The organism is Acaryochloris thomasi RCC1774 (assembly GCF_003231495.1).
GTDB lineage: Bacteria > Cyanobacteriota > Cyanobacteriia > Thermosynechococcales > Thermosynechococcaceae > RCC1774.
The window spans coordinates 517,827-532,101 of the sequence record NZ_PQWO01000002.1 but is presented as its reverse complement, the minus strand read 5'-3'; the positions used below and the strand labels follow the sequence as shown (position 1 = coordinate 532,101).

General features: G+C 49.8%; 13 protein-coding genes and 1 tRNA gene. 10 read left to right on the top strand and 4 right to left on the bottom strand.

Annotated features, from left to right (window positions below; genetic code table 11):
• The first annotated feature begins 1 nt into the window (after position 1).
• Positions 2 to 1,303: a serine/threonine-protein kinase gene (locus C1752_RS05540; protein ID WP_110985023.1), complete on the top strand. Its 1,302-nt coding sequence runs from the start codon at positions 2 to 4 to the stop codon at positions 1,301 to 1,303.
• Between the two features lie 3 nt (positions 1,304 to 1,306).
• Here C1752_RS05540 and C1752_RS05535 read toward each other — a convergent pair whose 3' ends face one another.
• Complete coding sequence (locus C1752_RS05535; RefSeq protein WP_110985022.1) at positions 1,307 to 1,744, bottom strand: pre-16S rRNA-processing nuclease YqgF; 438 nt, start codon at positions 1,742 to 1,744, stop codon at positions 1,307 to 1,309.
• A gap of 138 nt (positions 1,745 to 1,882) precedes the next feature.
• Here C1752_RS05535 and C1752_RS05530 point away from each other — a divergent pair.
• From C1752_RS05530 to C1752_RS05520, 3 genes are all read left to right on the top strand, one after another.
• A tRNA-Ser gene (locus C1752_RS05530) sits at positions 1,883 to 1,970 on the top strand.
• Between the two features lie 601 nt (positions 1,971 to 2,571).
• Positions 2,572 to 2,841 carry a hypothetical protein gene (locus tag C1752_RS05525; RefSeq protein ID WP_110985021.1) on the top strand — a complete coding sequence of 90 codons (270 nt, stop codon included), beginning with the start codon at positions 2,572 to 2,574 and terminating at the stop codon, positions 2,839 to 2,841.
• A gap of 234 nt (positions 2,842 to 3,075) precedes the next feature.
• Positions 3,076 to 5,088: a DICT sensory domain-containing protein gene (locus tag C1752_RS05520; protein ID WP_110985020.1), complete on the top strand. Its 2,013-nt coding sequence runs from the start codon at positions 3,076 to 3,078 to the stop codon at positions 5,086 to 5,088.
• Between the two features lie 30 nt (positions 5,089 to 5,118).
• Here the strand turns inward: C1752_RS05520 and C1752_RS05515 are convergent, their stop codons facing one another.
• Positions 5,119 to 5,853 (bottom strand): LmeA family phospholipid-binding protein, encoded by a 735-nt coding sequence (locus C1752_RS05515; protein WP_110985019.1) that lies wholly within the window; start codon positions 5,851 to 5,853, stop codon positions 5,119 to 5,121.
• A 143-nt stretch (positions 5,854 to 5,996) separates the two neighbouring features.
• Here C1752_RS05515 and C1752_RS05510 point away from each other — a divergent pair, with 143 nt between their 5' ends.
• The 4 genes from C1752_RS05510 (at position 5,997) to C1752_RS05495 (ending at position 10,540) form a co-directional block, all read left to right on the top strand.
• Complete coding sequence (locus C1752_RS05510; protein WP_233501373.1) at positions 5,997 to 7,733, top strand: ABC1 kinase family protein; 1,737 nt, start codon at positions 5,997 to 5,999, stop codon at positions 7,731 to 7,733.
• Positions 7,734 to 7,748: 15 nt separating this feature from the next.
• On the top strand, positions 7,749 to 8,348 hold the full coding sequence (locus C1752_RS05505) for a pentapeptide repeat-containing protein (RefSeq protein ID WP_110985018.1): 600 nt from the start codon (positions 7,749 to 7,751) through the stop codon (positions 8,346 to 8,348).
• Between the two features lie 222 nt (positions 8,349 to 8,570).
• Entirely contained in the window at positions 8,571 to 10,241 is a 1,671-nt protein-coding gene (locus C1752_RS05500; RefSeq protein ID WP_110985017.1) for an alpha-glucosidase, read from the top strand.
• Between the two features lie 71 nt (positions 10,242 to 10,312).
• Positions 10,313 to 10,540 (top strand): SDR family NAD(P)-dependent oxidoreductase, encoded by a 228-nt coding sequence (locus tag C1752_RS05495; RefSeq protein WP_110985016.1) that lies wholly within the window; start codon positions 10,313 to 10,315, stop codon positions 10,538 to 10,540.
• A gap of 234 nt (positions 10,541 to 10,774) precedes the next feature.
• Here the strand turns inward: C1752_RS05495 and C1752_RS05490 are convergent, their stop codons facing one another.
• Both C1752_RS05490 and C1752_RS05485 read right to left on the bottom strand, forming a co-directional pair.
• Positions 10,775 to 12,742, bottom strand: a complete 1,968-nt coding sequence (locus tag C1752_RS05490; protein ID WP_233501371.1) for a DICT sensory domain-containing protein — start codon at positions 12,740 to 12,742, stop codon at positions 10,775 to 10,777.
• Positions 12,743 to 12,772: 30 nt separating this feature from the next.
• A complete protein-coding gene (locus C1752_RS05485; RefSeq protein WP_146242274.1) occupies positions 12,773 to 13,402 on the bottom strand; it encodes a pentapeptide repeat-containing protein in 630 nt (209 codons plus the stop codon).
• A 362-nt stretch (positions 13,403 to 13,764) separates the two neighbouring features.
• On the opposite strand from C1752_RS05485, the gene pgr5 reads away from it, so the two are divergent.
• On the top strand, positions 13,765 to 13,962 hold the full coding sequence (gene pgr5, locus C1752_RS05480; protein WP_110985013.1) for a cyclic electron transport protein PGR5: 198 nt from the start codon (positions 13,765 to 13,767) through the stop codon (positions 13,960 to 13,962).
• A 3-nt stretch (positions 13,963 to 13,965) separates the two neighbouring features.
• Positions 13,966 to 14,157: a DUF2949 domain-containing protein gene (locus C1752_RS05475; RefSeq protein ID WP_110985012.1), complete on the top strand. Its 192-nt coding sequence runs from the start codon at positions 13,966 to 13,968 to the stop codon at positions 14,155 to 14,157.
• Positions 14,158 to 14,275: the final 118 nt, after the last annotated feature.

Below are 14,275 nucleotides of genomic sequence, written 5' to 3'. Positions count from 1 at the left end.
CGTGATCACACTAACCCTGCTACATCCTGTCCAATCAACCCCTGTGCAAAGCTGGAGCTTTGAAAACGATTCGGTGATCCAGATTGGCCGTGCGGTTGAAAATCATGTCGTACTCTACAGCGCAGTGGTCTCTCGCTACCACGTCGAACTACGCCAGAGCAACGCTCAATGGGAAGTGGTTAACCTGGGAACCAATGGGACCTATCTAGACGGTCAACGGGTCACCCAAGCCCCGCTTGCAGACGGTAGCATTATCCGGCTCGCTCGCTCAGGCCCCAATATTCAGGTACAGCTCATGGGTTCTGATGCGGCGGGATTAGATTCTCGGCCAACGCAGGCGGAATCCCCTACTCACGGAACCTCTCCTCAGCCAGCTGCAGCCGCGCCCCTGCAACCGCCTGCTGAGTCGCAAAGCAGCGCTCAGTTTCGTGAACTGGGCCAGCACCCTTGGCCCCCCCATCCACAGCGCGAGAATCAGCCTGCCAACTGTCAGCACCAGCGTGCAGAAACCGATGCTCTAGTGTGCATTGACTGCGGTCAGCCCCTACATGTGCTCAGAACAATCGACCACTATCAGTTGCTGAAGCCTTTAGGCCAGAAGGAGCAGAGCTTTATTGCTTGGCGAGCCGGTCATGTGGTGGTGCTCAAAACGCTGGGCCTATCATCGGGTTCTACTCAGACTGAATCGCTACGAGCACAGGCAGAGGCGCTCTGCAAGATTAGTCACCCTGGCATGCCCAAAATCTATGAAGCCTTCGAATGGCAGGGTAAGTTTTTTTTGGTGAGTGAGATGATCTATGGCCAAAACCTCAAGCAGCTGGTAATGCGACAGGGGCCTCTACCAGAGACGCAGGTGGCAATGTGGGCTATAGATATTTGTCATTTACTCAATTACCTCCACCAGCAAGCTTCTCTAGCACTGCATCAGAGCCTGAACCCCACCAATTTAATCAAACCCACTATTCCCCACGGTTTGAGCCAGGTTGTACTAGTGAACTTTGGGGCATTGTCAGACGGAGCCGAACTAGGTTCCGCAGCCTACACGGCTCCTGAGCAGCAGGCTGGGCAACCAGTTCCAGCATCGGCGCTATATTCGCTGGGGGCAATCATGGTTTATCTACTCACCCAGCAGGCTCCAGATGCTTTCTATCGTTTAGGCAATCAAGAGGCCCATCTTTCCGTGGCTGACATTCCAAATTTGAGCCCTGGGATGGCCCAAGTCATTGGGCAGCTAACGGCCCCTGATCCGGCTAATCGGTATTCTGCAGAGTCAGCGGCGTCGGCTTTACAAGCTCTTGCATAAGCCCTAGGGTACTGATTCTAGATAGCGCTCAATAAGAATAATAGCGACGAGGTCGTCGATGGGGCGAGGCGGGGTGCGTAGCCCCTGAGGCCACAGCCGCGAGAGACCGCGAGGCGGATACATTTGCCAGTAGCGATCGCGGGCTTCTAGGGTGCTGTAGCGCTCATCGACGGGGACAATCGTTGGAGGAAGTGACTCTAGACGCTGTTGCCATTCTTTCGAGGTGGTTTGATTACCCAAGACAATCAAGGGAACAGAGTATTGGGTGCAGAGGGTGTTAAGGGTTGCGATCGCAACTTCAGACCGCACAACCTCATGCAGATATAGCGTCCGATTCAGCCCCATAACCGCCACCCCACACTTTTCGCGCCCAGGATCAAAGCCAACAATCACAGACTGGCGAGGCTCGGGGTTAGATTCGGCGGCAGACGCATCTGACATAACGCTTGAGCAAACACAGCCCCCTAATCCTACCGCTGCCTCAATATCTTTAAGACTCAGGACAATATAAATACGTGCGTCACGATAGATTACGGTCGGCTTACGCTAAGATATTCGTTGGGTTATATCCCACAACTTGGAGAGGTGGCAGAGTTGGTCGATTGCGTCTGACTTGAAATCAGATGAGCCCTTGCGGGTTCCGGAGGTTCGAATCCTCTCCTCTCCGTTTTAAAATTGGCTTCCGGCCTTTTTTAACATCCTTAACCATCTTCAATCGCAGCAGAGATTGAGGGTGGTTATGCCATTTTTTGGGTGAAGAATTGAAGGATCTCTGATACCCATCCAGATCAACCAGCTAATATAGCGGCACGCGTATTGATTAGGACATTAAAGAGGTTGAAAGCTATGCCTGATAAAGAAAGACTGTCCTAACTCAGCCGAGTACTGCGATAAATCAGGCGAATTCGCACCTCAGTTCGGAACACTTGCAGAAGTATAGAGTAGCCCCGAGAGACCAGAGAGCACAGGGGGAACGAAGACATCCCTATTCCAAGACTTTAATAACGCACAGGGACAGTGGAGGGGCTTATTGGACGTGCGATCTTCACCTCGCTCCGCTGGGTGAGCGTTTCCTCCAGACACAAAGCACAGGAAAGCTCCAGTAATCAACGAGACAGGAACCTAACCCCTCGCACAGAGAAACTCTTTTGACAGCAGGCCATCCAGGCCAAATTTAATAGCACAAAAAACAATTACATGCTAGCTATTGCAGAATTTGCAACATTTTGTTACATTAAGCATAGAAATCATTACATGAGAAATCCAATATGGCTTCTGATCCTGAAAAGTTTTCCGTTCCTGGTGGTTTGATTCCTGCTGAGGTAGAAGCACGATTTAAGCGCACGAAGGATGGCTTCCCTGATCCCAAGGCGACAGGTTCTACAGTTGACCAAGAGGGTCTAACCAATAACTATGCGGTCGATCCTGAAAGATCTGTGGCAGAAGCAACTCCACTGAAGACGAAGCTGTGGCAGGCCGTTGCTTTCGCTGCCGTGACATGGATCCCGATTAGTATTGCCATTATCGTAAGTCGTTAAGTTTCGACTTAGAATTACTTAGCTGCTGGGTCTTCATAGACCAAAAAGCCCCCTGAATGCGTATTCAGGGGGCTTCTCAATTTGATTCTTACAATTCATCAGTCTCTGATGGTACGACCAAAATCTGTCCGTAACGAAAGATGGTGATTGTGATCGAGTGCCTCAAATCAGCGCTACGCTGGGGCTAGCTCATTGGCATGGCATCAAAGCAACTTGAGCTGAGAGAGTAAACAAATGAGTCTCGGTTCTCTGCTTAAGGCTGTACTAAAAACACAGCCCCAACTTCGTTCTCAGATATACTTTAAGCCACCCCTGGTCGCACTTTCACGAGCGATGGAAGATATGGTGTTGGCTGGGAGCGAAGCGGCCTTAGTGATTGCCTGTTTTCAGCGAGAGAAATTTCATCGCCAGGAAACCCTACGCTACAAGAGGATTGCCCAACGCACCGATCACCTCTATGTGTTGACGGCTCCAGAAATAGACACTGACTTTGACTCTCATTCGTATCCCTATGAAGCCGTTCCTTTTCCACCGCAAGACGAGCTGACGAAGGAATGGCATCTCGTTGTTATCAGTGAGCACTACAGCGGTTGTGTTCTTTGTCGAGAGGACGGTGAAGACACAGCATCGATGGATCAAGCCCGCAGATTTGAAAGTGTCTGGACATTTGACCCTCACGTTTGCGCAATTGCTGCACGGTTGCTATTGAAACGTACTACTCTCTATCAGCCCCAGCTGGTAGAGAAAATAGAAAGATCCCTACAGTCCTTCAGCTTAAAAGCAGGGATGAAAGGCGAACGAGGGTTAGTGGAGCAAGCGGGCCACTCTAATATTTTCGGTCAGCGGTTAGTCACCTACCTGCAGGCCAGCCAATATAAGCTTATGAAAGCCTATCAAGTCCTTGAAGCCAAGGAACGTAAGGAGCGATTTTCCAATGCAATGGTCGCCGCCATTCGTCGTTCGTTAGACCCAGCAGATGTCCTGGCGGCAGTCGTGCAAGAGCTAGGGCAGGTATTCGAAAGTTGCCGATGCCTGCTCTATCGCTGTCAATTAACAGACGAGCAAGTCGAGATTGAGTACGAATTTGTACCTGCCGAGATGCCTTCGCTCAGGGGAGAGCCTTGGTCGTTAAGCAGTAATCCCTTAATCTCAGTGGCGCTATCTCAGGAGCGGGCGATCGCAATTGCTGACGTGAGTCAGGCTCCGAGTCTAAAGCGAGACTCCGCTCTAAAATCTCAAGTTGAACGCTGTCAGATCAGTGCTTGGCTGATGGCCCCCATACATTACCAGGGAACGGTACTTGGGATGCTAGAGCTGCACTACGGCGGCCCGGCCCCCTACGAGTGGCGAACAAATGAGGTAGATTTGGTGGAGGCGATCGCGGCTCAAGCAGGGGTCGCCCTAACCCAAGCCCAAGCCTTTACTGAGACAGAAACGCTCAACAATAAACTGCAGACCCTAGAGCGTACCCGCAGTAATTTAATTGCCATTGTCGGGCATGAACTACGGACACCACTCTCAACGATTCAAGTCTGCCTGGAAAGCTTAGATCAAGAACCAGAGATGCCCGCTGAGTTTCGCCAAGCCCTCATTGATCCAGCCCTAGAAGACTCCGAGCGGATGAGAGCGTTGGTGCGAGATTTCCTAATTCTCTCCCGTCTGGAAGGCGAGAACCTATACGACCAGGCCGACTGGGTGCAGCTTCAAGAGTCAATCGATCTTGCCCTAGGCGCGATCAGGACCAGTCATGCAGCCCCAACATTGCCAACAGTTAAAGCTGAACTTCCCCCAGACTTACCCCTCATAAAAGCAGATAGCGAGGGATTAGGGGAAGTATTGCGCAGGCTCTTAGACAATGCCTGCAAGTTCACAGAACCTGACGGTCAGGTGTTAATTAAGGCACAGCGCCAGAACAACTCATTGGAGGTCGTCATATCTGATACAGGTCGAGGAATTGATGGGGGAAATCTGCAGACGATTTTTGACCTGTTTCACCAAGAGGAAAATTTTATGCGGCGCAGCGTTGGGGGCATGGGCCTAGGGTTAGCCATCTGCCGTCGAATAATCACTGGTATGGAAGGGCAGATTTGGGTTGAATCTGAGGGGCGTGGTCAAGGGAGTGCTTTTCATTTCACCATTCCCGTTGCACCCAAAGGTCAAGCTAAAAACGCCAAGTCGGCAAGAGAGAGACAGGCCCGGAAGAAAAAACGCCCGCTAGCCATCGAAGGGCATAAGAGGTCTAGCTAATCAGACGCAAGAAAAGCAGGCAGGTGCAAATCAACGCGATGGGAATTGTTCAATGTTGGCATTGCCATACATCGTCATCTTTTTATCCTTCAGTCGCAGGCGATCCACCCGTAATTGCATACCGTCTAGCGCAAATTGATCCAGATCTAACAGACTATTGACGTGGTTGGTCAACACCTTACCCAGCTCCACCGCCTGCTCATCACCGCCATAGTCAGGATCCATAAACTGAATCTTGCGACGATCTTCTACCTCAAGGCGAGCCGTGATATCTACGTCAATCGGATCTCCTGCCTCTCCTGGACGGACATGGCTCTGCATTCGCAAAGACTGGTCATCATTCAGCGTAATCTCAGTCTTATCGAAATAAAGTGGATTGCCCTGATACTCAAGCTTCTGAAGCTTCTCGACTAGGAAGGGCGTATTGAACGAAACCGTCAAGTCCTCTTCAGTGAGCATAATCCGCATCGACGCCTGGGTCGGCTGCTTGATCTTCACTTGCCCTTTAAAAATTGCGCCAAAGTCAATAGAGACGGCCTGTACATACATCTCCATCACCTCAACCTGCAGGCCACTGTGCATCTTCATGCCTTTGCCCACAAAGTCAAAGCCGTCCACGCTTCCCTGCAACAGCTTGGCTACGGGCTCAGCACGAACCTTTACCTCTAGCTCGTCTGTTTGCTTCATCAGAGCCGTCACGGCTGTTCTAGCAACCTTGCTAACGAGCTGGTCGCCGCCACCTTGGCCAGTTAAGTTTCCAAACACAATTTAAGGATTCTACGTAGGTGAACTGACTCTAATATAACGCGTTTGTTAACAAATGTTACAAATTATTGTAAAGTAGTGTAAAGCACTTTAAGTTTCCCTGTTTTGTTACGGGTCTTGCAGATGTTCAGGAGTCAGTGAACGTGATCGCAATTGAATTCCCAGGGTTGGCCTCAGGAAAGCCTAAGTCGACAATATCCTATGATTCCTACCGCTGGTCACGGAACAACTACACCCAGTTGGGACGCTTGATTGAGATTGGACAGGTCGGTTTAGTGTTTTTGCTCTATCTCTGGATTGATCAACAGTCCTGGAGCTATCGTTCCGACCCTTCTAGCTTAGAGGTAAAGGCCCCACGGTATCGAAAACGTGCGATCTGGATTCGAGAGAATCTGCTGCACCTCGGTCCCACCTTCATTAAGATCGGCCAGTTCTTCTCAACACGGGCTGATCTCTTTCCACCGGAGTATATTGAGGAACTCTCAAAGCTGCAAGATCAGGTGCCTGCCTTTGACTACAACCAAGCAGCAACGATTATTGAAGAAGAACTAGGACATCCAGTTGAGAAAATTTATACCAGCTTTAATCCTATCCCGATTGCCTCCGCTAGCCTCGGGCAGGTTCATTACGCGCAGATAGAATCAGGCGCAGAAGTGGCGGTGAAGGTGCAGCGCCCAGGTCTACAGCGACTGTTCACGATTGACCTAGGGATTCTTAGAAGCTTTGCCAAGTTTGTGCAATACCGAACCCCTTGGGGCCAGCAGGGTAGCGACTGGATCGGCATCTATGAGGAGTGCTACACCAGCCTTTTTGGAGAACTTGATTATCTCAATGAAGGTCGCAATGCTAATCTCTTTCGCCGGAACTTTCAGGGGATCTCAAATGTGGTGGTGCCCCGCGTCCATTGGCGCTACACCACGCCTCGGGTGATGACGATGGAGTATGTCCCCGGCATCAAGGTCAATAACTTTGATGCGTTGGCTGCGGCTGGGGTAGATAGAGTTGCGGTGGCAGATATAGGGGCTAAATCCTATTTACGGCAGGTGCTGCACCACGGCTTTTTCCATGCCGATCCTCATCCCGGCAATCTGGCGATTGATGCGGAGGGGCGAATGATTTTTTATGATTTTGGCATGATGGGCCGCATTCCGCCGATGACCAAAGACAAGCTGATGCTTAACTTCAGAGGCATCCTCAACAAAGATGCCAGTCTAGTGGTGGAGTCGATGGTGGCATTAGGGGCCTTAGCGCCTGACTCAGATTTGGGTCCAGTGAGGCGATCGGTGCAGTTCATGCTCGATAGCTATTTTGATCAGGCATTGGAGAAAAAGGAAGAGGTTTCAGTTGCTTCCATTAACGATGACCTCTATCAGTTGACTTACAATCAGCCCTTTCGCTTCCCGGCTGAGTTTACCTTTGTGTTGCGATCGCTCTCGGCATTAGAAGCCCTTGGTAAATCTCTTAACCCCGAATTCAACTTCATGGACGTGGCTCAACCTTTTGCAGAGGAAATCATGGCTGAAGATGGTCCCGGTACATCCAATATATTTCTAGAGCAGATTACTCAGCAGGCAGCTGAGTTTACCAATAACAGCTTAAATCTGCCCCAGCATTTAGAGACAACGCTCAATCGACTAGAGCAGGGCGATCTCAAGATGCGGGTGAATTCTGTGGAAGCCAATCGCGAACTACGACAGCTCAGCACACTGTCAATGGGCGTCATTTACGCTTTTTTGTTTGGCACCTTCACCCTAACGGCCACCCAATTCTTTCTGGCGGGTTGGCTACGAGTCGGTGGCGCAACATTAGGGGGTGCAGTTTTAGCAGCGCTCTCCTTGATACGGTTGCTCTTCTTTAAATTAGATCGTTCTGCTCCATAGGAAGCACAAATAGACATGACCGATAACATGAGAACGATTGATACCCAGGAACTGTTGTTTCTCTACAGCCAAGGAGAACGCGACTTCAGTGGTTTAGATCTCGACGATCACGATTTGAGCGAAGTTAACCTGACGGAGGCCATGCTGCAAAAAGCCTATCTATCTTGGGCTAATCTTAGCCATTCTGTCCTGCACCAAGTTGATTTAACGGGTTCGACCATTATGGGGGCAATGCTATGGCGAACAAAGTTGACACGAGCCAAGCTCAGCTATGTCAATTTGAATCGTTCAATGATGGTTCGGGCCGATCTGAGGAAGGCCGATCTAAGCTATGCCTCACTGATTAAGGCCGACCTGCGATTAGCGGACCTCCGATATGCAAATTTTAAGGGTGCGAACTTGAGTAGAGCGGATTTTCGATACGCAGACTTGAGGAATGCCCAATTAGAGAAAGTACACTTCACCCAAGCAGATTTCACTGGCGCAATGCTGCCGAGTCGTCATGATCCAGAAACAATCATCACTCCGTTCAGCCCCCTTCCACAAAGGCAGTCTGTGCACAATCAACAGCAATGGAAAAGGCATGAACGCCTTGGAATGAGAGTATTGCGATGAGGTCGTCATCATGTCTGACGTTCACTCCCGAGATTTCCTAACATGGGCACTGTTGAACTTGCTAATGGCACATAGTCGTACAGCATGGTTCTTTGCCAATTCAGGTCGATTATATGGATGCGATCGCATCTTCTATCTCAGATGCTGATAGACAGGTTCCTGTGATGTATTCCTCCATTAATGTGCTGCCAATATCAAATCAAAAGCCAGGATCGTTGAAGAATGGGTCAGACGATAGAACAGCCCCTAAAATGGTGGCAAAAAGGTGTCATTTATCAAATCTATCCGCTCACCTTTGCAGATGGTAACGGAGACGGCATTGGCGATCTAGCAGGCATCACCCGCCGATTAGACTATCTCAATGATGGAAATCCCGGGGGTTCTTCACTGGGCGTCAGCGCTATCTGGCTATCACCGATCAACCAATCCCCATTGGAAGACGGGGGTTACGATATCAGTGATTACTACGCCATCGATCCGGTGTTTGGGACAATGGCTGACTTTGAGCAACTCCTGAGCGAAGCCCACAAGCGGGAGATCAGAGTCATCCTTGACTTGGTCATTAACCATACTTCTAATCAACATGCTTGGTTTACTGAATCAAGAGGAAGTCAAGATAACTCAAAAGCTGATTGGTATATCTGGCGAGATCCGGCAGAGGATGGCGGCGTTCCAAACAACTGGCGGTCATACTTTGGTGACTGTGGATGGACCTTTGAACCCCAGCGCAACCAGTATTACTTTCACGTTTTTGCAGAAGCCCAACCCGATCTCAATTGGGCAAATCCTGACGTGAGATCTGAAATTCATCAGCTCATTCGATTTTGGCTAGATAAGGGGGTCGATGGGTTCCGGCTCGATGCCTCTAGCGTCTACAGCAAAGATCAGCTATTCCGAGATAACCCGATTAAATTCGGGGCATCTGATGAAGACACCTATGATAGCTACCACCATTTGTACGATCGCGATCTGCCAGAGAATCATCAGATCATTCGCGAGATTCGATCTGTGATTGATGAGTATGACGATCGGGTTTTGATTGGTGAAACGTTTATTGACAGCTCTCTCTATCAATCCGTCTCTTTCTACGGCACCGATAACGACGAGCTGCACCTACCGTTTTCCTTTGAGTTCCCCTTTAGTGCTTGGTACCCTGGCCATCTTCAGCAGCAGATTCAGAAACAGGAGCTAGATACCCCAGAGGGCGCTTGGCCCATATATTTTCTGGATAATCACGATATTCCTCGTCATCTCTCTCGCTGGATTGAGTGCAGCCAATGTACGGATCCAAAGACGGTGGCGACAGGAGCGGCGACGCTACTGCTCACAGTTCGAGGAACACCTGTGCTCTACTACGGTCAAGAGCTGGGCATGGTTAATCATGAATCGATTCCGCCTGAAAAGCAGCACGACTCAGTGGAGGACCAAGAGCAAGACTCTTCCCCTCGGGATGGAGCGCGCACCCCAATGCAGTGGAATTGCTCAGCCCAGGCTGGCTTCAGCTTTGGTAAAGAGATAGAGCCGTGGTTGCCGGTGCATGAGAACTACACCGACACTAATGTAGAAGTTGAACTGGCCGATCAGGATTCTATCCTCAACTTTTATCGGCAGCTGATTCAACTGCGCAAACAGAGTAAGGCGCTGCGTGAGGGAAGCTGGCGCGCTTTGATTGATTATCCCCATGAGCAGCTCACCTACCTTCGAGAGGTGGAGGACGAACGGGTGCTGGTCATCATTAATTTTGGAGATCAGCAGCCGCTAAGACTCGATCCATCTATCACAGACTCTGACTGGAATGTCCTACTGTCCACTCGGTTCGCTCAAGGTCAAACCATTTGCTTACCTGAAAAACTAGACCCCTTTGAAATCTCTATTTTGCAACGGAGCGCCTAGCGGTCATCCGTGATTCTCATCTCGGCACTTTGAAGGATTATTTTCTAGAGTCTCCAGCGAGTCAAGCAGATATGGTTCATCAGCCAGATAGTGATCTGTCTAATTACCGGCCCACAGATCAGTTTAAGGATAAGGTGGCGTTGATTACTGGAGAGGATTCTGGGATTGGGAGAGCAGTTGCGATCGCATCTGCCCTAGAGGGAGCCAATATTGCAATCATCTACCACGAGAACGAACAGGACGCAGACGTGACCTGCAGCGAAGTCGAGAAGCATCGATTAGGACATAAAAATGGTTAAAATCTACCTGAGCTAAGAAAGGGCTATCTTAGCTCAGTTGTATACTGCTATATGGTCCGACGTCTTGAGTATCGCCAGCATATCTGAATATCTGGTTGTTTTTGATGTGTCGAAGAAGTCGGCTGGAGCAACAGGGACCAAGAAACATATTTACCTGGTTTTTACTCAGGTCCAGTTTTGACCGCGAACAGCGGTTTACTCTGCAGGCAGGCGATTGCAATCCAAAAATAAGTCTTATTTGACGCTGGATTGTTCCGCGACGGGTTCAGTCGTGGTGGCCTGGAAAGAGTCAAGGGGAATTCGCAGGTAAAAGGTACTGCCGCGGTCATATCCCTCTGATTCAGCCCAGATTTCACCTGCCATTGTCTTGATAATCTGGCGACAAATCGACAAACCGAGGCCTGTTCCCCCAACACTGCGGCGAAGGTAGTCTTCCCCCTGGTAAAACGAGTTGAAGATTGTTTGCAGTTGCTCAGGCTCTATTCCTCGCCCCGTATCTTCAACCTTCACTTGCAAATCATCTTGGGCTTGAGAAGATTGCACCTCAGCATTGACGGTAATTCGACCGTCGGCAGGCGTAAATTTACAGGCATTCTCTAGCAGTTTAATCAACACCACCAACAAGCCTTCACCATCAATATTGACAGGGGGCAAATCAGCCGGGATCTGCACTTTAATCTCAGGATGTGGCCCAGACTGATTCGTGTTCAAACCGCTAATCGCCATTGCCAAAATCTCATCAAACTCGATCAATCCTGTCTGCAGTTTCTCCTGCTTGCTTTCAAGCCGGGATAGTAAAAGGAAATCACCAATTAACTTCCGCATTCGAGCCGTGTCGCCCAGTGCGGTTTCCAGCATGATCTGACGGATCTCTTCTGCCATGCTAGGTTCACCTTCCAGACTTTCCAAGCAAACCTGAATGGTGGATAACGGAGTCCGCAGTTCGTGCCCCACAATATTAAGCAGATTAGTCTGAGTCCGCTCTAATGCCTGAAGCTGCTGATTTAAGAGTTCAGACTTGGTGAACATATCAGCCTGCGAGAGCGCCACACCCACCTGAGTTGCCAGCGCTTCCACTAAGACAATATCGCTCTCTCGCCATCGAGATGCATCCGAAACGCCACAGTGAAGCTCTACCATCCCTAGAACAGTGCCTTGATATTGAATCGGCATCAGCAACCAGGCGCGAATGTTGAATTGATCGGCGATTGCTTGAATCTGCGGAAGAGACTGAGTAACCGGCGCATCGGCAACATTAGACAGCGCCGTCGCTCGTTCCTGAGAAAGGGCCACCTTCATCAAGGGGTTGTCCAATGACCAAGGGCGACCCGTGAGAGGCTTCATTCCAGACGGAACAAACTCATAAGAGATGGTCACCTCAGCATCCGTTGCCTGACAGCGATAAAAAAGACAGCGGCACTGACTAAAGACTTGTCCTAGCTCCGCAACGGCAGTACTCAGAATTTCTTCGGGTTCCAAGGAACGACGAATGGCTGTGGTCACGACATTGAGCAACCGCTCCTGCTGCGACTTATCATCCAGGGCTTGATAGGCCTTCAATAGCTTGTACTGACTCGCCTGCAGATAGGTCATCAAGCGCTGCCCAAAGATGCTAGAGTCCGTCAGGTCTGAAACAATAGACGAAGATAAAAGAGGTGCCGTATCTAGACCATAGGTTGATAAGGTTTGAGTGACCTTCAGTGCAAGTTCTGGCCGATATTCAACCACCCGTTGTAGAAGCCACTGAGCCGCCCGAGTGCTCACCTGACGATCAAAGCCCCAAAATCCTTCAAAGCGTCGGGCCGAGTCCATAACAGCCCCATCACTCTGCTCCCGACAAATTAGGCAGGCCGCAAAGCGAGAACTCAGAACAACAAGATGCCATTCCTGGCTCAAAGCATCAGCCGGCGCAAGCGGCACGGATTCATAAAGACCAGAGCTAACGGCGAATCCAGATTCGCGTTCAGGGGCCGCTAAAACATAGACGTGGTTGGTTAGTCCAGCAATTCGCTCGTAGCGACGAATTTCCTGATGATAGAAGCGCTCCTGCTGGAAGTTGGCAATCACCAAGGGCTGATCATCTCCCTTAAGGACAACATCTTCCAATGCATGGGAGAGCGCCGTCAGTGCTGACTTGAAGTAAATCTGAGACCGAAGTTGCGGCAGTTCTGTTCGTAGTGCCTGCAAAAGTGAATCAGTCATAGGCATAGACACTCCTAAGAGCGTGAGGGTTTATTCTGTGAACGCGGATTGATGGGATGTCTGCTGCTGGTTACTAAAGTGCGGCTCCCAGTCTGAATTTTGGATAGCCACCTGACTGAGATCAACTCGATTGAGGATAGCTCCTCTAAGACTGGCGTGCCTTAACGTCGCATTCGCAAGTATCGCACCCGTCAAATCAGCACCGACAAGCGTCGCACCGGATAGATCGGCACCGGATAGATCGGCATAGCGTAAGTCGGCACCAGCTAAGTTAGCACCGCAAAGGTTCGCATTTTGTAAGTTTGCCAACCGTAAATCTGAGCGAACCCAGATCGCATCGGAGAGGGTCGCCTGAGTCAGGTTGGCCCGGATCAAAGTGGACTCGGTGAGATCGGCCTGCCGCAAATCAGCCCCAGACAAATCAACCCGCCATAGCATGGACTTTAGAATCTGACTCTTCTTTAGGCTCGCGAACCTCAGAGTCGCTTGAGTTAGATTTACCTGCTTCAGGACAGCCCCTTCAAAGAGGGCTTTATCAAGATGGCATTCACTGAGATCGGCCCCAGACAGGCTCACCTGCTCAAAGCTGCGCTCACCCGCACCGTACAACGCCAGGATTGTCTTAGCATCTAACGACTTAGCACCCAGAGTATGTTTCACAATAAATGTCTCAACTTGATGGATAGAGCGCACCAGTCATTGATCAAGCTCAACTCAATCCAGCTGCTGTATGCACATAAACATTAGGCTGTAAATAACGTAACAAGAATGTAACATAGATGCAATATTTCGTTACACGAGGAGCTCAAGTCTTTATAGCTGCCCAAGCACTGCACTAAAAGATACGAGAGCTAAAAACAACGAGGGATATCAGCAAGTCCCCTTCTACACCGAGAAATTGAGTCGCTCACTTTTCTGGCGCTTTCATTTACCACATAAAAATCAAACATTCAAGCTACTTGACTTTTTGTAAACAGATTGTTACATTTGGTTACATAAGCACACAAAGCAAGGAGATCAATATGTTTGCCCCTATCGTTCTAAGTCTGAAGCAATTGATCGGCAAACCTCAGTTCATGAAGATGAGAGGCAAAGCCATCGCCATGCACTCTCGCGTGATCACGAACGTTTGCAATCAGCTTGGGATTGAACGCACTCCTAGACAGAATATGATTCGTCTGGCGCGTGACAACGGCAAGCGATTAGGTCTCCTGGCATAACAGATGAAGCATCGTTACCAAGCTCAGCTGATCCAATTTCTGCAGACTGAACTCAGCGTTCCGGCTTCTGCCATTAACACAGCGCTGCGCCAGTATCACTCCACTCACGCTCCCTTACCGATGGTGCTTTGGCACTACGGACTGATTACCTTGGATCAGCTAGACCGCACTTTTGATTGGCTAGAGTCTGCTTAAGTTATTTGATTCGATGTCTGTCTCTCAGGGAAAGAGATACACAGTCACAGCGCCAACGCCAGCCGCAGATCGCAGCAAGATTGAAACGGCAGGGTTTGACGATTACCTCACCAAGCCG

Bases quoted from the DNA above. Each gene is read 5' to 3' on its own strand.
- C1752_RS05535 (WP_110985022.1), bottom strand. From the start codon at position 1,744: ATGTCAGATGCGTCTGCCGCCGAATCTAACCCCGAGCCTCGCCAGTCT.
- C1752_RS05525 (WP_110985021.1), top strand. From the start codon at position 2,572: ATGGCTTCTGATCCTGAAAAGTTTTCCGTTCCTGGTGGTTTGATTCCT.
- C1752_RS05520 (WP_110985020.1), top strand. From the start codon at position 3,076: ATGAGTCTCGGTTCTCTGCTTAAGGCTGTACTAAAAACACAGCCCCAA.
- C1752_RS05505 (WP_110985018.1), top strand. From the start codon at position 7,749: ATGACCGATAACATGAGAACGATTGATACCCAGGAACTGTTGTTTCTC.
- C1752_RS05500 (WP_110985017.1), top strand. From the start codon at position 8,571: ATGGGTCAGACGATAGAACAGCCCCTAAAATGGTGGCAAAAAGGTGTC.
- C1752_RS05495 (WP_110985016.1), top strand. From the start codon at position 10,313: ATGGTTCATCAGCCAGATAGTGATCTGTCTAATTACCGGCCCACAGAT.
- C1752_RS05490 (WP_233501371.1), bottom strand. From the start codon at position 12,742: ATGACTGATTCACTTTTGCAGGCACTACGAACAGAACTGCCGCAACTT.
- pgr5 (WP_110985013.1), top strand. From the start codon at position 13,765: ATGTTTGCCCCTATCGTTCTAAGTCTGAAGCAATTGATCGGCAAACCT.
- C1752_RS05475 (WP_110985012.1), top strand. From the start codon at position 13,966: ATGAAGCATCGTTACCAAGCTCAGCTGATCCAATTTCTGCAGACTGAA.